At 65.2% G+C, this 18,460-nt stretch carries 14 protein-coding genes; 5 read left to right on the top strand and 9 right to left on the bottom strand.

The window, feature by feature from the left end; all coding sequences use genetic code 11:
- From G6N60_RS27285 to G6N60_RS27255, 7 genes are all read right to left on the bottom strand, one after another.
- Window positions 1–2,592, bottom strand: a complete 2,592-nt coding sequence (locus tag G6N60_RS27285; protein ID WP_163744688.1) for a CaiB/BaiF CoA-transferase family protein — start codon at window positions 2,590–2,592, stop codon at window positions 1–3.
- A gap of 41 nt (window positions 2,593–2,633) precedes the next feature.
- On the bottom strand, window positions 2,634–3,479 hold the full coding sequence (locus tag G6N60_RS27280) for an amidohydrolase family protein (RefSeq protein WP_281355800.1): 846 nt from the start codon (window positions 3,477–3,479) through the stop codon (window positions 2,634–2,636).
- A gap of 12 nt (window positions 3,480–3,491) precedes the next feature.
- Window positions 3,492–5,024 carry a flavin-containing monooxygenase gene (locus G6N60_RS27275; protein WP_163744683.1) on the bottom strand — a complete coding sequence of 511 codons (1,533 nt, stop codon included), beginning with the start codon at window positions 5,022–5,024 and terminating at the stop codon, window positions 3,492–3,494.
- Window positions 5,025–5,170: 146 nt separating this feature from the next.
- On the bottom strand, window positions 5,171–5,710 hold the full coding sequence (locus G6N60_RS27270) for a VOC family protein (RefSeq protein WP_163744681.1): 540 nt from the start codon (window positions 5,708–5,710) through the stop codon (window positions 5,171–5,173).
- On the bottom strand, window positions 5,707–6,537 hold the full coding sequence (locus G6N60_RS27265; protein ID WP_246241385.1) for an enoyl-CoA hydratase-related protein: 831 nt from the start codon (window positions 6,535–6,537) through the stop codon (window positions 5,707–5,709). Before G6N60_RS27265 ends, G6N60_RS27270 begins: the two co-directional genes overlap by 4 nt.
- A gap of 42 nt (window positions 6,538–6,579) precedes the next feature.
- Complete coding sequence (locus G6N60_RS27260) at window positions 6,580–7,869, bottom strand: CaiB/BaiF CoA transferase family protein (protein WP_163744948.1); 1,290 nt, start codon at window positions 7,867–7,869, stop codon at window positions 6,580–6,582.
- Between the two features lie 250 nt (window positions 7,870–8,119).
- Window positions 8,120–10,408: a CaiB/BaiF CoA-transferase family protein gene (locus tag G6N60_RS27255; RefSeq protein WP_163744678.1), complete on the bottom strand. Its 2,289-nt coding sequence runs from the start codon at window positions 10,406–10,408 to the stop codon at window positions 8,120–8,122.
- A 222-nt stretch (window positions 10,409–10,630) separates the two neighbouring features.
- Between G6N60_RS27255 and G6N60_RS27250 the strand changes: the two genes are divergently transcribed.
- Window positions 10,631–10,930 carry a hypothetical protein gene (locus tag G6N60_RS27250; protein ID WP_163744676.1) on the top strand — a complete coding sequence of 100 codons (300 nt, stop codon included), beginning with the start codon at window positions 10,631–10,633 and terminating at the stop codon, window positions 10,928–10,930.
- A 166-nt stretch (window positions 10,931–11,096) separates the two neighbouring features.
- Here G6N60_RS27250 and G6N60_RS27245 read toward each other — a convergent pair whose 3' ends face one another.
- On the bottom strand, window positions 11,097–12,512 hold the full coding sequence (locus tag G6N60_RS27245; protein ID WP_163744674.1) for an aldehyde dehydrogenase family protein: 1,416 nt from the start codon (window positions 12,510–12,512) through the stop codon (window positions 11,097–11,099).
- A gap of 253 nt (window positions 12,513–12,765) precedes the next feature.
- Between G6N60_RS27245 and G6N60_RS27240 the strand changes: the two genes are divergently transcribed.
- Window positions 12,766–13,293, top strand: a complete 528-nt coding sequence (locus G6N60_RS27240; RefSeq protein WP_163744671.1) for a hypothetical protein — start codon at window positions 12,766–12,768, stop codon at window positions 13,291–13,293.
- 98 nt (window positions 13,294–13,391) lie between these two features.
- The gene (locus G6N60_RS27235; RefSeq protein WP_163744669.1) at window positions 13,392–14,219 is read left to right on the top strand and encodes an alpha/beta fold hydrolase; all 828 of its coding nucleotides are present in this window, start codon (window positions 13,392–13,394) and stop codon (window positions 14,217–14,219) included.
- On the opposite strand, the gene G6N60_RS27230 is transcribed toward G6N60_RS27235, so the two are convergent.
- Window positions 14,216–15,232 carry a zinc-binding dehydrogenase gene (locus tag G6N60_RS27230; RefSeq protein ID WP_322790887.1) on the bottom strand — a complete coding sequence of 339 codons (1,017 nt, stop codon included), beginning with the start codon at window positions 15,230–15,232 and terminating at the stop codon, window positions 14,216–14,218. The genes G6N60_RS27235 and G6N60_RS27230 overlap by 4 nt on opposite strands.
- A 250-nt stretch (window positions 15,233–15,482) precedes the next feature.
- On the opposite strand from G6N60_RS27230, the gene G6N60_RS27225 reads away from it, so the two are divergent.
- Both G6N60_RS27225 and G6N60_RS27220 read left to right on the top strand, forming a co-directional pair.
- Window positions 15,483–17,309, top strand: coding sequence for a hypothetical protein (locus G6N60_RS27225; RefSeq protein ID WP_163744665.1), 1,827 nt, complete (start codon window positions 15,483–15,485; stop codon window positions 17,307–17,309).
- 129 nt (window positions 17,310–17,438) lie between these two features.
- Window positions 17,439–17,948 carry a CAP domain-containing protein gene (locus G6N60_RS27220; RefSeq protein ID WP_179969826.1) on the top strand — a complete coding sequence of 170 codons (510 nt, stop codon included), beginning with the start codon at window positions 17,439–17,441 and terminating at the stop codon, window positions 17,946–17,948.
- The last annotated feature ends 512 nt before the right edge of the window (window positions 17,949–18,460 follow it).

Here is an 18,460-nt window from a genome sequence, read left to right as displayed (position 1 = left end):
TCAGATCACTCCCTCGTCGGCCAGGGCGTCGACTTCGTCGGCGCTGAGGCCGAGGACCTCGTGGTACACCTCGTGGTTGTGCTCGCCGTAGGCGGCGGCGGCCCGGCCGACGGGTCCACCGGCGTATTGCGGTGTGTCGCTGAGTTTCACCGATGGTGCGGCAACCGGCCAGCGCCCAAAGTTGGTGGCGTCGAGCTCGGTCAACCAGTCCAGTTGCCGCAACTGGGGATCGTATTCGACACGATCCTGCGCAGTTTGGGCTACACCCGCGGCGATGCCGGCTTCTTGCAACCGGTGCATGAGAGTAAACGGCTCACACCGCTGGGTCCACGACTGCACCAGCGCGTCGAGCTCCACACGGTGTGCACCGCGAGCCTCCTGGGTGCTGAACTCAGTGCGCTCAAGCCACTCTGGATGGCCGGCGACCTTCGCGAGCAGTGCCCATTCATGGTCGTTGCGACAGGTGATGGCGATCCAGCGGTCCTCGCCCAAGCATCGGTAGATACCTTCGGGGGCAGCCTGGGAGTACGGCGACCGGTTACCAGCTCGCTGGTACACGCGACCGTTGACCTGGTAGTCAAGAAGGGGAACCGCGGTCAGATACAGGCCGACTTCGCTTTGCGAGGCGTCGATCCATTGTCCCTCCCCGGTCGTCTCGCGATGGTAGATCGCCGCCAGCAGCGCCAGCGCGAAACTGTAGGCGCCGTACCAGTCCAGATAGGAATACCCCCATCCCGCAGGCGGAAAGGGCTCAGCCAGACCGCTCATCTCCGAGAGACCGCTGAAGGCCTGCGCCACGGGGCCCACCGTACGGAATCGTCCGTAGATGCCCTTGCTGCCCATCCCGGACTGCTTGGCGTAGATGATCGTGGGGTTGATGTCGCGCAGAACGTCATAACCCAACCCCCACGCCTCCATCACTCCGGGCGAGAACCCCTCGGTGACGAGACTGGACTCAGCCACCATCCGCCGCGCCAGTTCCAACCCCTTGGGATGTTTGACGTTCAGCGAGATCCCACGCTTCCCCGGGTTCTTGTTGTTGTACTGCGCACCCACGGGGCCGCCTTGATCTGCGGGCCACCGCGAGGGGACCGGCCCCGTCGCAGCCTCGCGGGCCTCCCGGCCGCCGACGGGGGCACCACCACGACGTGGATCGAGGTTCTTGTGCCACTCGACCTTGATCACGTCGGCTCCTAGCGCGGCGAGGAATCTCGTCGCGCCCGCCGATGCCAACATCCAGGTGAAGTCGAGGATCCTGACCCCCTGCAGCGGGAAGGGGGAGCCGAACGGTGTGAGCTTCTCGGCGCCCACTGCGGGGAGATGAAGCGGGTGAACGGGCGCTGACCGAGTCGTGGTGGCGAGCACGGTGGCGCGGTCCTCGTCCAGCAGCGGCGCCCGCCTGCCCTTGAGCCACCGGGTCCCCCCGGTGGTGTCAGCACCGTTGGTAATCCATTTGCTCGTCGGGTAGCGGAGAGTCTGGCCGATTTCGGGGTGTTCGACGTCCGTGTAGGACCCGCGACGCAGCCAATGCTCGTCGTGGGCGTTCTCGTGGGGTTTGCGTACCGGAACCCACATGAGGCCGGCTTCCTGAGCCTCCCGCCACGGCACGTCCTCGTAGAGGTAACGTCGCATGGTCTGTTCGACGACGTCCATGTTGCTGGCGGCGCCGCCCTCCATTCCGGGTAGGACCCGCGAATCCTTCTCGACTTCGTCGCTGCCGTCGCTGATGCGGCCGCCGATTCCCCACTCGCCGAGGAAGGGACCCAGCAAAGCTGCATTTCGTGTCATCGCGAGGTACCACCGGCCATCCTTGGAATTGAAGATGGACCGATGTCGGGACACCGTGGGCGCGGAGTGGCGGCAGGTTTGCCGGTTGAACGGTGTGCGGAGCGCGACCCACGACATCAGGTCGCCCTCGGTGTTCTTGGCCACCGCCTCGTGAATGGCGCACGACAGTCGTTGTCCTCGCCCGGTGCGGTTGCGGGTGCTCAGCGCAGCGATCACGGTGAACGCCATCTGCTCACCGGCAATGGCGAAGGAGTGTCCCAGTTGCGGTGCGATCGGGGGGGTGTCGTAACGCAACTTCGGGTCGGGGTCGTAGCCGTTGTTCATGACGATGCCGCCCAGCGCCAAGTGCACGAGGTCCGACGCTGCGAAGTCGCGGTAGGGTCCCGTCTCGCCGAATGGCGTGATCCGGGCGACGATCAATCGGGGGTCGGCGGCTCGCAGGTCGTCGTCGACGAAGCCGTGACCGGCCAGGAACTCCACCGGCGTCGAGTCGAGGAGGACGTCGGCGGTTTGCAGAATGGACGCGAACTCGCTCTTGCCCGCGTCGGTCTCCAGGTCGACGACGATCGACCGCTTGCCTCGGTTGTAGGCCCAGAAGTGCAGTGACTGGTCGGGATCGGGTATGTCGTCGACGAACGGGGCCGTCATGCGGGTGGCGCTGCCCCCAGGTGGTTCGATCTTGACGACCTCGGCGCCGAGGCCCGCCAGGACCAGGCCGCAGTACTCGCCCTGGTGGTCGCCGATCTCGACGACGCGCACCCCGGCCAGTGATCCGCTACCGGGGTTGGTGGCTTCAGATGTCATGTCGCTCCTTGTTCGTGCCGAAATGCTGAGTTGTGTCGACCTCACTCGGCGCTGGTGACGCCACGCCAGTCAAGCCATTCGAGGAGGGCGCCGCCGAGCACCAGTCGGCGTTCGGCCTGGCTGAGTTCGTCTGTGTGGTAGAGGAATACGTCGACCAGCTGTGAATACGGTATGGGTAGTCGGGACAAGTCCGACCCCCAAAAGACTCGTTCGGCACCAAATGCCGCCACCAGCCAGTAGACGGCGTCCACGATCGACGGGAAGGGGTAGCCCTCGCTGACGAAGCATGGCAGTGCCGACGCCTTTACGGCGATGCCCGGGTACTTCGCCAGTGCGAGAAGAGGTTCGATGGCAGTGAGCAACGACTCGGTCCGGGTCTCGACCCCGGCATGGTCGACTGTGATCTTCAGGTCCGGGTAGTGCTGCACGAGGTGCTCGTACAACCAGTACCGACCCGGAGCGTAGATGCTCAGGGGGATGTGATGCGCGGCGGCGGCGGCGAAGAACCCACTGGAGATCGCCGCGGCGAGCGTGCCGCGCACGTCGCCGCGGTTCAGCGACATCCGGATGCCCAGTGCGCCGGTGCGGCTTCGCCAGCCCGCAAGCTGCTCCACCGCAGCCGGGTCGCCGGTCGGAAAGCGACATAGGGCGCCGTATCTGCCGGGTTCGGATGCCGCCGCCGCCAAGACGTAGTCGTTGCGTGCGCCCTCCCAGGTGGGGCCGAGCAACAAAGCTGCCGTGACGCCCGCCTTCTGCATGTGCTGGGAGAGTTCCGGGATTTCCAAAGGGATCTCACGTTGTGGTGCGATCGCATCGTCGGGCCATGGACGGTCGGGGGACGACGCCTTCCACACGTGAACTTGGGCATCCACGATTGGAGTGTTCATCGTGGTCGCGGCCTATCCGCTGCGCCCAGGCCGACGAGCCGGGATGACTGCGTCCTGGGGTTGCGTCTCGCCGTCACCGGCGGAGGCGGCCGGCGGGTAGGCCTCGAAGTCCGACATCGACAGCACTTCGTATTGTTGTTCGTGTTTGGCACGCGTGAACGGCCAGATGATGGGAACTCCGACGCGCTGGCTGTACCAGTTGTCTCCCAGGGCGAACGTCGTCCCGGGCAGCGCTGCTGCCACGTCGTCGAGGAAGGCTTGCGTGGCTTCTTCGGTGGGGGCGTACGCCACTCCCGTGTCGGCGATGACGTCGAACAGTCGCATGAGGTACCCGACTTCGTGTGCCAAGGTCGTGGGGATGGTCAACGAGTTGATTGGCGCGAACGGCCCGCAGAGCAGGAAGAAGTTGGGGAACCGGGGGACGCCGATGGCGCGGAAGGCCTTGACGCCGTCGCGCCACGCGTCGTCGAGGGTCACGCCGTCGGGCCCGGTCACCGACATGGGTCGCATGTAGGCGTGGGCGTCGAAACCGGTGGCCCAGACGACGACGTCGACTTCGTGCAATGACCCCTCGTCGTCGACCAGTCCCGTCGGCTCCACTCGGCGGACACCGCTGAAGACCGGGTGGACGTTGGGCTGCTGCACCACGCGGTAGTAATCGGGGGTTTTGGCGATGCGCTTGACCCCGGGGGGTTCGGTGGGCGTGAACTTCGCCCGTAGCTGGGGATCTGGGATGGCGTCCTCCAGCATCTTGGCGAAGCGGCGGTTCATCTCCTCGCGGTCGGGTCCGTCGACGAGCTTCCAGGTCTCGGTGCCGTCGGTCTTGACGCGCTTCTCGGCCATCCTCTGGTCGTATCGCTTGGCCAGTGGGGGAATCCGCAAGACGGCCTTTTCCCACCACGTGTAGTTCGGGTTGGGCTTGACCTGCATCCACTGGGGCGATCGGATGAAGTGGGTGACGTCGTGACCCATCCGGCCCAGCGCGGTGACGATCTGCACGCCGCTGGATCCGGTTCCGACGACCCCGTAGCGAATACCCTTGTCTCTCAAGTCGATGGAGTGGTCCCACGCCGAGGAGTGAAACTGGCGCCCCGCGAAGCTGTCGCGTCCCGGGGTGTTCGGAATCCGCGGCATTCTCAAGAAACCAGTGGCCGACACCACGATGTCGAAGACGCCGGTCGTGCCGTCGTCGAGGGTGAGGACCCAACAGCCCTCGTCCCGCCAGACGGCGGCGGTCACTTCGGTGTTGAAGCGCACGTGCGGCAGGAGACCGGCGCTGCGGGCGAAGTCTTGCAGGTACGACCGGACTTCCGAGCCGGGTGCATAGTGCTTGGACCAATGGTGCCGTCGGGCGAAAGGGAACTCGTAGTTACGTGTCAGGACGTCGACGTGCAGGCCTGGGTAGGTGTTGGCGTCCCAGGTGCCTCCGACGGCCGACCGCTTCTCGTAGATGGTCACTTCGTGGCCGGCGCTCTTGAGGTGGTGGCCGATGAAGACCCCGGACATTCCGGCGCCGATCACGGCCACGCTCAACGGACGCGTCATCCATTTCCTCCGAACCATCGCACCGCGGTGCCGGCGCTAATCATGTCCCCGAACAAGCTGAACAAGATAATAACACGATTAGCGTCGTCCGCTTCGGGTGGCGGACGGGGTCCCGTCGCTGGGGCCGACCGTTGCCCTGGGCTCGGTCAGGACTGCTTGTCCTTCAAGGCCGCGCGATACTCCCGCACCACCTCCCGTGAGGGCAGCGCGATCAACTCGACCTGGACACCGTCGGGATCCTCGCAGAGGAACAGCGTGACGGGGCCGTAGTTCTTCACGATCGTGGTCGTGGGCTCGGAGTAGACGACCGCACCAAGGTCGACCAGGCGGCGATGGATGGTGTGGATGTGTTCGGCGTCCACCGGGAAGGACAACTGTCCGACGCCCATCCCGCCCGGGCGCTTGGGCTGATCACCGTCGGGCAAGGGCAGATCCCACTTCACCAATTCCAGTTGGCCGACCTTGGATGGGCCCTGCACGAACACCGAGGTGCCGCTGGTGTTCTCGGGTAGTCGCATCAACAGCCACGTCAGGTCGCTGACTGGCTTCTCGAGGGTCTTCCGCAGCCCCAACCCCTCGGTGTAGAACCGCAGTGACTTCTCCAGGTCCGACACCCCGATGGCGACGTGGTTGAGCTCCTTGACCGCCGCGACGGTTGCGGGACCTTCCAGCGACGGGTCGGTCACAGCGGAAAGCCCTCGGCCTTGAAGGCGCCGTCACGCCACGCGAGCGCGGCCTTGAGGCCCTCGTCGGCCGCCAACCGCTGGAACTCGCCGCCTCCCGGTCGGAAGCTCCGGGCGATCACGTACCAGGGCACGCATGCCTGCATGGCGGCGCGCATACCCATCGTCTCGTAGCTTTGGTTGAGCGTGAATTTGTTGGCCGCCAGCATCGCCGGGTGCAGTTTCGTCATGGGTCTGAGCTCCCGCATCACCTGGTCGTCGAGTTCGGCGGCGGGGAAGCTCTTGGCGATCCAGCCGATCTGCTCGGCGCGCGCACCCGTAACCGAATTGCCGGTCAACTGAAGATATTTGGCCTGGGCCATGGACATCTTCCACGGGAAGTAGTCGATGTCGGGTGTGGACTGCGCACGCGTCGGCGGATATCCGATGATGGTGTCGTCGGCGGCGAACACGATGTCGCACATCGACATCAGCTCCGACCCGCCAGCTAGGCAGTAGCCATGGATCTTGGCCACGACCGGCTTCATCAAGTCCCAAATGGTGAACCAGTCGCGCAGTGCGCTGCGGGGGAATTGGCCGGTCCAGGATTCGAACAGTTCGCTGTGATTCCACCCCGCGGGACGCTCGGGATTGGCGTCGCCGCCGGCGTAGCTGTTCATGTCGTAGCCGGCGCAGAACGCGTCGCCGGCCCCCTGGATCAGGATGACGGTGACCTCGTCGTCGTGCTCCGCGGTTCGAAGGGCGTCGACGAGTTCGCGACGCAACGCCGGGCTCAAGGCGTTGCGTTTCTCCGGACGGTTCAGCGTGATCGTCGCAATCTTGTCCGTCACGCCGTACAAGATGTTTTCGTAGCTCATTGCGGGTGTTCCTCTCTAATGGTGCTTCTGCGGGAGGGCATGCGCCTCGCCGGGAAGGTGACAGTCCGTCGAGTCCGACGGTGCAGTTGTGGAGCCTCGACCCACGGGGGCACGCACGGTCCCCGAGTGCTCCAGCGAAGTGATCACGTCGTCGCTGAGTCCGAGGTCGCGCAGAATCGCACCGTTGTCCGCCCCCTGCGAGCGCGGCGGTGTTCGCACGCTGCCTGGCGTCCGGCTCAGCCGTACCGGGATGCCCAGGACGGTGACGTCACCCACCGTCGGCGCCATGTCACGTTCGGCCACTTGCGGGTCGGTCAACACGTTCTCCAGGGGCCGAACCAGACTCGCCGGAATGCCCAGCGAAATCATCTCTCGGGCCGTATCGGCGGTGATGGTGAGGGCCTCGAGTCGAGCGCTGAGGAGAGCACGAAGTTCCGCATCGTTGACCAGACGTGCCTGATTGGTGGCAAATCGCGTGTCCTGAGTCAGGTTGGCAATCCCGAGATAACTGCACAACTGCGCGAATTGCCTGTCGGTACCGGCCGATACGTAGAGGTAGTCCCCGCCGCCGTCGAGCACGGTGCACGGTGAGATGTTCGGATGGCCGCTGCCCAAGCGTTTCGGCGGAACGCCCGTGGCGAAGTAGTTCGCAGCAGCGGGGTGCTGCAGGCTCAGCGCAGCGTCGAGCAAGCTGACGTCGACGAGTTGGCCGCATCCGGAGACGTGGCGTTCGTTCAGGGCCAACAAGACTCCCGAGAAGGCGAGCATCGCGGTCGTGAGGTCGACCACGGGCATCGGGATGCGCACCGGCGGTCCTCCGGGTTCCCCATTCAGATGCATCAGACCCGAATACGCTTGCAGTACCGCGTCATACCCAGGGAGCCCCGCCATGGGCCCGGTGACCCCGAACGCCGATATGCGGCAGTACACCAGCCGCGGAAACTGCTCCAGCAACCACTCCGGCGCGAGATCCCACCGCTCCATCGTTCCCGCCAAGAAGTTCTCGATCAGCACGTCGGCGCCGTCGAGAAGGGTCAGGACCACGGCCCGTCCCGCCGCGGTCGACAGATCCACACTGACGTGTTGCTTGTTGCGGTTCAGGCCGGCGTAGTACGGGGTGACACCGTCCTGCGAGGCCTCACCCCACTGGCGCGTGGCATCCCCTGCCGGCGGTTCGACCTTGATGACGTGGGCACCGTGGTCTCCGAGCATTTGCGCGGCATAGGGGCCAGCCAGCACGCGGGAGAGGTCGACCACTCGCAGGCCGGCGAGCGCTCCCCCGTTGCCGTGTGCCGGGTCCGACACGTCGTTCAACACTTCCGATCCGCGGCGGCGGTCACCGACCGTGTGGGGCGGCCGGGTCGTCGGCCGCGCCGTGGGCCATGGTGCGTGCCTTCGGCGACGTCATCTCGAATCGTCGTCACTCGTCCCCGATTCGCCGTGCTGCTCTCTGGTCTTATTGTGTTCGCATTGAGTATAAACACGATTTGGCCGGACTTTGACCGCCATGACCTTGCCCGGCTCGCCGCGTCGGCGAGCCCCGAGGGGCGCCGGCTCACCGATAGCCCGTGCCCGCCACGGTATGCATGGGCTCGCCCTGGGTGACGATCCCGCGGCGCGCCAACTCCTCGACCGCAGCCTCGTCGAGCCCCGCCTCGAGGAGTACCTCCCGGGTGTGCTCGCCCATTCCCGGAGTGGTCATCATCGGTGGCACACCACGGCGACCGAACGTGGCGTAGGCACGCGGTAGGTGGGTCTGGTTGCCGTCGGGCCATCTCACGACCCCCAGGTGACCGTCCTCGACACCGTTGGGGTCGACGAGAACTTCCTTGTTGTCGCGAGCCCTTTCCACCACGCCGCCGTAGGGCGTTACCGCGTCCGCGAGCTCAGCCACCGACATCCCGGCCACGGAGAAGGCGATCGCGTAGGCCAAGGCGCGGGTGTCCAGGCCCGGATGCGCCACGAGTCCGGCCCGTGCGGCCGCGTCGGCCGAGGGAAGATGCAAACGTGCCCATCCGTCGGCACAGCGGTAATACCGCGACGTCGGTTGCGGCCCCGGATAGTCACGACCACCGGTTTCCGCCGGCCGTCGTCCGTCGTAACGGACCAACTCGTTGCCTTGCATGAACACTGCCGCCGCCGCCAGCGAGGTCCCCACGGCTTGGCCACCCCGACCGACCGCATGGTGATACAAAGCAGCGCACGTGCCCAGCGCGGCCAGGCAGGCGCTCGTGACGTCGTTGACCGACACCGTGCAGAACACCGGTTCGGCGTCGCCGCCCTGGGCCTGCATGATCCCCGACAGGGCTTGGACGACCGGGTCATATCCGGGATGGTCGCCCATGGGCCCGATACCGCCGAACCCGGTGATCGACGTTGCGATCACCCCTGGGTTCACCGTACGCAGGGAGTCCAGGTCGACCTTCAAGCGAGTGGAGACACCCGGCCGGAAGTTGTCCAAGACAACGTGACTGGACGCGGCCAGCCACATGAACGCGTCGTGACCGCGCTCATCGCGCAAGTCGACGGAGACGCTTCTCTGCCCCCGGTTGACCATGTGACCGCGGGTGCGAAACTCGTCTCCCTTGGTGGTCTCCACCTTGATCACGTCGGCTCCTAATGATGCCAGGAGCTGACCGGCGTAGGGACCGGCGAGCACAGTTCCCAGGTCGAGGACTCGGACACCGTCCAGCGGGCCGCGCCCAGGTAGCGCCTCGCCCACGTCGCCGCTCGCCGACACCACGGGTCGCGGACGGTCTGGCCACGTGACGTGATCGGCGTATCGGCGCGCCAGGACGTCCGGGCAGGGACTCTCGGAGAAATCCACGGGAATGCCCCCCATGACCACGCGGCCAACCTGCGGGTCGTCGATGGTCACGCGTTGTCCCATGGCGACGACCTGGGGATGGTCGAGCCACTCGTCGCGACGTCCTACCGGGCTCACCGGGCACCCGGCCCGTCCGAGCCCGTCCAGCCAGTGCGCTCGTGACTGGGCACGGAAACCTTCCGCGATGCGAGCCCGTACCTGGTTGCGAAGGTCGACTGCATAGATCTCTTCCCGATTGGCGGCAATCCGTGGATGAGCCGTCACATCGGTGGTGCCGAGAACCTCGAAGGCGATGTCCTGAAACTTCACCCCGAGGGCGCCGAGGAAGATCCACTCGCCGTCTGCGCATTCGTAGGTACCGAATGCCGGATTTGGACCGCCCGGGCCCACGGCCGTGTTGGGTAGGGGAGTCTTCGGGTCGGCGAACATCGTGGTGGTCGCGGCGACGATCGCCCCGTGCAACGCGTCGACCACCACCCGCTGCCCGATGCCGCGTTGAACTCGTTCGACTAGTGCCGCAATGGAAACCGTTGCACCCCAAGCTCCCTGGAGGTAGCTCACGAACGGGTAGACGCATTCGACCGGGCCGCCACCGAACGACGTCTGACGACGAGCGACCCCGTACCGGGCCTGCACCATCCGGTCGGCGAGCATCGGGTCCACCACTTCGCCCGCGGGGGGGCGCCACGCTGGCAGATGCAAGTGAACCAGGGCGCCGGGCTGAGGGCCGTCCACCGCGACGCCCAAGCGTCGCGCCTCGGCGTCGTCGCTGGTGACGACCAGATCCACGTCGTCGAGCAGCCCTGCCGGGTCGTCTCCGACGACGACCACGGTCTTGTTGCGGTGCCACATGACTTCCCCTGGCAGCGGCGACGCGACCTCCCCGCCCACACCGACCTCGACGCGCAGCACGTCGGCACCGAAGTCCGCGAGGATCATCGTTGCCAACGGGCCCGCGATGCCCGTGGTGGCGTCGACGACCCGCACGCCCTCCAGTGGCCCACTCTTCGAAGACATCTGGCTCCCGTCGTGTGCTGGTGGCCGCAGCCGCAACCACCGTAATGGTGTTCGATCCTATTTATAGCAACACTCGGAAATCCGTCGTCCGCCGCACGTAGCTCCCCGGTCCGCGGGTGCGGGCGCATCGCAGAGTGCTTGTGTCAATGGCGTCGCTTGACGTGAGTAGGACACATCTCTACAGTCGTTGTGACGCGCACTACAAAGTCGAAGGAGCCTGTCGTGGACATCGAATCCTTCTGGGATCTGGCAAACTGTGCGGCAGACCTGTTGCCCGACGCGCCCGACACCGACGACACCCTGGGATGGATGAGCTGGCGGGAGCTGGTGTGGGAGACCGCCCGACGACTCGGAGCACTCGGGCAACACCTGGGAGTCGACCTCCGCATGCTCGGCGTCGACGACGGGGTCGACTCGAGTGCCGCGTCGGTCTCCGCCGACCAACTCGTGGCAATGGGCATGATGCTGCACCGGGACTCGCTGGACCACGCCGACGCGTCGTCGGCGCCTCCGCGCGGCTAGGAGCGATGAGAGGGGTGCCCTTGCGATGACCTTCTCGGACAGGCTATTGGGTCACTGACCGACCCGCCATCGCAAGCCTCACCGTGAGTCTGAGCGTCGACTTGGCGCCCGGAGAATTGCCTCGCTTCGCGGTCGCCGCCGAGAGCTTGGCGTTTGCCTGGGGCGGTCAGCGCGTCGAGACGATCGTCGTCTTCACCTGTGTGTAGTGCTTCAGAGATTCAAAGCCCTTCTCCCGGCCGATTCCGCTGGCCTTGTATCCCCCGAAGGGCGTCTCGATTCCGGAACGGCCTCCGTTGATCATGACCTGTCCGGACTCCAGCGATGATGCGACGCGCAAACCCCGCGCCGAATCCGTGGTCCACACACTGGCCGCGAGGCCGAACTCCGAGTCGTTGGCCAACGCAATTGCCTCGTCCTCAGTGGTGAAAGGGGTCGCCGCGAGTACCGGACCGAACACTTCTTCGCGAAACAGCCGCATGTCGGGGGTGACGTCGGCGTACACGGTGGCCTCGACATAGCGTCCGCGCGCCAGTTCCCCGGTCACCGCGCGTCCGCCCGTGACGAGCCGCGCACCCTCGGCCCGCGCCACCTCGAAGTACTCGACCACCTTGTCGTATTGCGCTTCGGTGGTCATCGGCGCCAGCGTTGGCCCGGGAACGCGCGACGTCATCGCAGCGCCCACCCGTGCCAGGAAATCCTCGTAAATGGTGTCCTGCAACAGTAGTCGGCTCAACGCCGAACACTGCTGGCCGGCTCCTACGCAGATTGTCAGAGCACTCTGCGTTGCCCGCTCCAGGTCGGCGTCGTCGAACACGATGTTCGCGGACTTGCCGCCAAGTTCGAGGATCGCTGGCACCAAACGGTCCGCGGCAGCCCGGGCTACCATCTTGCCGACGCCAACCGACCCGGTGAACGCCAACAAGCGCACATCCGGATGTGCACAGATCGACGAGCCCACCTCGGTGCCCGTTCCGAGCACCACGTTGAGGACGCCTGGCGGCAGACCGACGTCGCTAGCCAATTCGGCGAGCATGACCGACGTGCTGGAAGTGAACTCCGAGGGCTTGAGCACTACGGTGTTCCCCGCCGCCAACGCGGCCGAGACCCCCCGCGACGCCTGCGTCAGCGGCCCGTTCCATGGCGTGATCATTCCCACCACGCCAAAGGGTTCGCGACTGGTGAATGCGTGGTCGCCCGCGCCGAGATTGATGGTCTCGCCAAAGAGGGCGCGGACCACGCCGGCGTAGAACTCGAAGTAGTCGGCAGAGACATGCAAACCGCTAACCATCTCGCTGGTCAGCTTGCCCGTCTCGGACACTTCGACGTCGACGAAATCTCGCTCGCGTTCCCGGAGCCTCGCCGCAACCTTGGCTAGGAGCCGGCCGCGCTCCACCGGTGCCAGGTTGCGCCACGCCGGGAAGGCCTGACGTGCCGCGGCGACCGCGTCGTCGACGTCCTTGGCCGATCCAAGGGGCACTGTCGCCACCGGCAGGCGATCCAGCGGACCCGACACCACCACCGTCGCCGCGGCTCCGTTCGCCCGCGCTCGTCCGTCGATCCAGTGATGTAGGTCCCGTGTCACGAAGTGGCGCTCCTTTGCATCCGCCCGCCTACGTCGCGGGCGCCTCTATGATAGTAGTTCACCATAGGGACGGATAACTGCACGCAACGACGTCCAGCAGGGCGCACCGCAGTGGTGTTACACTCGTTCGCAAGCACGTCTAGGTCGACAGACTCAGCCGTGCTCGTCCTCGGTGGGTTACCGGTGCAACGGAGCGTCGGGTGCCTGCCGGGGGAGTCCGTCGTAGGTGATCGCAACATTGGAGCTGAGACCGATGGCACGAGACCGCACCGCGAGAGCACGCGTCCGGCAACTACTCGCCACTGCAGGCCCGATCGCGGACACCTCCGGCTTCGCCACGGGCGTGTTGAAGGACCGCATCGACTACCGAGGCTCGTCGGTGGCCTTCATCCAACTGATCGCGGCAATGGAGCAGGAGGGCGAGATCTCCCGCGAGATCCGCGGAAAGCGGACCTACAAGATCAGCGCCACACCCGACACCGTGCAGGCCTTCCGCCCGGTGATGTCCCCGCCCGACGGGTCTGCCACCGACACCGTTGACGACGTGTCGAGCAAGATCGACATCGACTACGACCGTCTTGCCAAGGCGCTCGTCCGCGAGGTCTGGTCGGTGCTCACGGCGGTGGCCTCGGCCGCTCCAGAGCGCACTGCACTCGCACCGGTCGACGCAACGTCCAGTGCGGACGACGACTACGCCGTGCGCATTCACGCCGCGCGCAAAGCTCTCGACGATCTGTTCGACGACGTAGAGGCAAAAGCCCAAGCCGGCACGAAGGTATAACCGTCGCGGCTCACCCTCGGCGGCTCTCACCTGGTGCCCAGCCGACCTGGCAGGGTCCCGGCCACGGGGCCGCCTGGCAGGGGTCCGACGCCCTCGTCGTGGTCCAGGACTGCGAGATCCGCTACCAACGGACCGGTGTCGTCGGCGCACCTCCTCTCATACTCATCCACGGTGCGAGCGGACATTCCGCGTGGTGGACGGCGGTGGTTCCCTTGCTCCGCGGAACGCACGACGTCGTCACGATGGACCTTTCCGGCCACGGTGACAGCGGGCATCGTCGGCGCTACGACGCCGACATCTGGGCCGACGACGTTAGCGCCGTCGTCAACGACCTCGACGCCGGTCCTGCGGTGCTCATCGGCCACAGCATGGGAGGCCTGGTCGCGCTGCACACCGCGGGACGCCATCGCCACCAAGTCGCCGCCGTCGTCGCCGTCGACAGCGCGGTGATCCCCCACCGACCCCTCGGCACCGGCACCCGAGGAGTCAAGTTCTACGCCAACCAGGACGAGGCGCTGGCAAATTTTCGTCTGCGACCCCGCACCTCGACTGCCGACCCCGCCCTTCTCGCGTCCGTCGCTCGTGCCGGCTTACGGCGCGACGAGTTCGGCTGGCGGTGGAAATTCGATCCAAATGCGTTGCAACGCCTCTCACGTGAGGAACTCTACGAATCGATTCGCCGCATAACGTGCCCGACGGGATTCATCTACGGATCTCGGAGTGAATTGGCCACGGCGGGGACGGTGCAATTCCTCGGGTCGCTGATGGGCACCACGGTGCCACACGTCGTCGTCAACGGAGCCTTCCACCACGTACCGCTCGACGCCCCGGTGAACACTGCGGCCGCCATCGAGACCCTGCTGTCCACGCTTTTGCCGGCTCATGCGCGTTCAACATCAGATCCCCCGGTCGACCGTCGGGATTAGAACGACGTGATCATCGAGCGCGCCACATTCCCGCCGGCGAGATCGGCGTAGGCCTCGTTGATCTCGTCGAGCCGAATTGTTCGTGAGATCAAATCGTCGAGGTTGAAGCGCCCTTGCAGGTACAACTCGGCATACAACGGTATGTCGACCTTGAAATTCGTCGAACCCATGAACACGCCTCGAAGACCGGTCTTCTGGAAGAGGAAGTTCGCCGCCGGCATCGCCAAGGCCGAGGTGGGCGGTTGTGCTCCGACGATGTACGCCGTGCCCCCCGGGGCGAGCATCTCCACGGCTTGCTCCAAGGTCCGTGGAATGCCGCCGATCACTTCGAAGGCATGGTCGACTCCCCCGGCGGTGAGCTCACGCACCGCCTCCACCGCATCCTGGTCGGCGGCGTTCACGGTGTGGGTGGCCCCAAACTTCGTCGATGCCAGCTCGAGTTTTGTCGGCTGGATGTCGACGGCGATCACCTTGCGGGCGCCCGCGAGCGCGGCACCCTGGATGGTGTTGAGGCCCACTCCCCCGCACCCGATGACGGCGACGTCCTCACCCACGCGCACGCCGGCCGACCGGATTGCCGACCCTGCGCCCGTCGTCACGCCGCACCCCAGAATTGCCGCCTGAGGGAACGGCACGTCATGGGGAATCACTACGGCGTTGTTTTGGTGCAGCAGCACGCGTTCGGCGAAGCCCGACACTTCGGAGAACTGAGCAATCGCCTCGCCCCCCAACGTCAGGCGCGAACGGTCACCGGGGCTGCGTTGGGTTCCGGCGGGGTAATTGCGGCACAGGTTGGACCTCCCGCTGAGGCAGCGGTCACACCGCCCGCAAAACCCGGCGAGGCATGCCACGACGTGGTCGCCGGCAGCGAAACCCACGACGTTGGCACCCACCTCGATCACCACTCCGGACACCTCGTGACCCAGGACCGCGGGCAACGACTGTCCGATCTCCGTGGTCGCGACGTAATAGTCGCTGTGGCACAAACCGCTGGCCTTCACGTCGACCAGCACCTCGTCGGCACCGGGGCGGTCCAACTCGAGGTCGTCCCGAATGGCGAACGCGTCGCCGACCGTCGTGATCACCGCGGCTTTCATATGGCTCCCTGGATGGTGGTGGGCGGGTCGCGCGGCCACCACAGGAGACCTACTGCAGTCGGTACCGCATCGCCAGCGCGTTCGTACCGTAACACGACATGAACATCAATAGACGACGGGTTCTGGTTGTCCGACAGAGCGCACTTTCCTGGTCCTGGGATCGGTTGTGGACATCGAACCCGGACCCTGCGTACATCAGCCGTTCGGCGAGCTTGTGCAATCGAACCAGCTCTCGGGGAGAGCTGCGTTCGGGCCGGCGCTGCACGTCGATTCCGCCGTCCATGTGGCCTCTTATGCGGTTACACTACTTCTCACACGCGCGTTAATTATGAGTAAGGACGACATGCACAGCCAGGGGGAAGAGTCGGTCACCGTGGCCCTCGAACGGTTGGCGCTCACCCTTGGCGAATCGGGTGCCGTCCCCTTGCCAGAGCTGGTGCGAGCTCTCGAGCGGGCGGCCGAACGGCTCCGCACCACGGCGATACCCGACGAGGTCCCGTCCGACCTGGTCAGCCAAGCCGAGGCGTCGCGCGCGGTGGGGGTCAGCCGCCAGGCCGTCAATCAATGGGTACGCAACAACGTAGTCAGGTCTTACGCGGGCAACGGCAGCAACAGGCACGGACCGCAGGTCTCACTCGCAGAGGTGGCGATTGCCGCGAACCGACGCTCGCGCGAGGTGCCCTTCTCGTCCGGGCGGCGCAGAGAACTGCTGGACTTCCTCGGCGTCGTCGAAACCTTCACCGAGACAACGGCCATCGCCGCCAACATCCGAGACGCCCTGGCCGAGAACGGGGACGAGGAGCGGTCCCCAGAGCACATTCGTGTCTTGGGCGAGTTCGTCCGCGCTTCCATGGGGGTCGGCGATCAACAACGCGAATTTACCGCCGACGGGCTCCAACTGCTGTCCGATCTACGACCGTCCATCGTCGTTGACGACGACACCGTCTTCGGAAGCCTCGCCCAGTCGCTGCGGCTGCTCATTAGATCGGGCAACGGGATTGCCGGATTCGACTCCCCTTGCACGGCACTGCTGGGGCTACTCGGTGCCGCGACCGTCGGCGCCCAGTACGACGGCGCAGAAGCTGAGGTGGCGACCAACATAGCCGTCGCAGCAGAGGACGTGTGGGGCGATGACTGGGTCGCGCGACTCTACGATGCAGTCTTTCACGTCGCCGAGTCACGCCCGTTGCCGCTGGTGCGGTACACCGCGTCGTTGACCTACCTCGACTACAACCGATTCTTGCGCAAAGCACAGGCATCCGGCGTCAGCATCAACTATTCGCGAAACCCAGGACTCATCGTGCCCGAACGGTTGCACGGCGCGCCGGTGTTCGACGACATCTTCAATCGAACCCGGATCGGCCCGCATCCCTGGAACTTCTCGTCCACGGCGGCGAAGGTGGGATGGCCCTCCACCCTTGACAGCGGTGTGAACCCCTTCCGTGTCTTCAACTATGAGTACGGCTTCTTCGATCCGTCGATTCATGGCATCCGCCGATACTGCTATTCGACTGAAGACGTGCGCGCAGAATTGCTCAAGAACGCCGACGCGCTGCCACCGGAGCGACGCCAGGCCTATTTCGACGTGGCAGGCGACCATCTGGTCAGGACGCTGCTGCAGCCCAGCACCGAGCTCACCGTCGTCGACGTCCTCGAGGACTTCGACTGGTGGAAGGACCACCTCATCCGCTCGTCGCCGCGCGAAGTGCTCCTGGGCCTGCGCGACGAACGAGCTCGGTCTGTCGCTCACGCCCTCCTGGTCTCTACCGACTTCCTCCCCCAAGTGGTGGAAGAATGGCGAACCGACGACCTGCTCAGCGACCGCATGCGCATCTATGTGAAAAACCTTGAGTTCGATGTCATAGACGCGCGATACCGTGACGACCTCAAACGCGGGCGCGTACGCCTGATCAAGGCCGGCGGACAGCAGATCGACGAGGCTGAAGCTCACGACCTGGCTAACCAGGAAATTCAGTTCCTGCGCGCCGAATGAGACCCATCCCTTGCGACTGCGGGGGCTTTAACGAACCCACGCCTGTTGGGGTGCGGCTCGGACCAATCTCTCCAACCTTGATCAAACAAAACTGCACCGTTGGCGCGTGGTCTCTGTAGTGTATCGAACATGATTGCGGGAAAGAGCGTTGCCCGGCTCGCCGCCAGCGTTGCCCTCGGGGTCGCGGCCCTTACCACCTTGATGCTCGACGTGCCGCAGGCCCACGCGGACAACCGCCGACTCAACGACAGCGTGGCGATCAACGTGTATACGATCCAACACCAGGCCGGTTGCACTACACGCATCCGTCCAAACGCGAAGCTGCGGCTGGCTGCTCAGTGGCAAACCGAAGACGTGCTCAACAATCGCAACCTCGACGGCGACATCGGCTCCGACGGCACGACCGTGTCCGACCGAGCACGCAACGCCGGCTACGACGGCGTCGTAGCCGAAACAGTTGCAATCAACCCAGCGCTCGCCATCAGCGGGATCGAAATCCTCAACCAGTGGTACTACCGTCCGGACTACTTCGCGATCATGAGCGACTGCGGAAACATTGAGATCGGGGTCTGGTCAGAGAATTCCCTGGATCGCACCGTCGTCGTCGCGGTATACGGAAAGGGCGACAGCTCAGCTTGAAGCTCATGAACCCCAACTTGCTGCGGGCGACAGGCAGAGGACTCTAAGTCTCTAAGCAGTTGACGTGGGCACGCATGGATATCGACTGTTATCCATCGCTGCAGAAGCGTTGGCGGATATCCATCGCTGCAGAAGCGTTGGCGGAGCATCTCCCGCCGCGCACAGACGCGGATAGCGAAGGCGCTGACCCTGCATGTTCGTGACACCCGCGACGATGTGAGCTCTTCGCTCGGTAGCTACGGCACGAACCGTTTAGTGCCGCGAAGGCGATCGTTCGGCCTCCACTACGGAGATGACAACATCGGTAAGACGGTCTGCTCGACCCCCTTCTCATTGGAGTTGGCATCTTCGCAAGTGCCGACTGACAACTTCACTGAGACCGGACAGTCGGTTCTCTTCTTGTCCGGTCTCAATGCATCTGGCGGTTCTCTCAATCAACCTGGCGGTCGGCGATCTGCAGTTACTTTCTCACTCGACCTGGCGGCCACTACCGCCTTCCGCAGCCCGTCAGT

The organism is Mycolicibacterium madagascariense, from assembly GCF_010729665.1.
Taxonomy (GTDB): domain Bacteria; phylum Actinomycetota; class Actinomycetes; order Mycobacteriales; family Mycobacteriaceae; genus Mycobacterium; species Mycobacterium madagascariense.
This window is presented reverse-complemented; position numbering and strand designations above follow the sequence as displayed.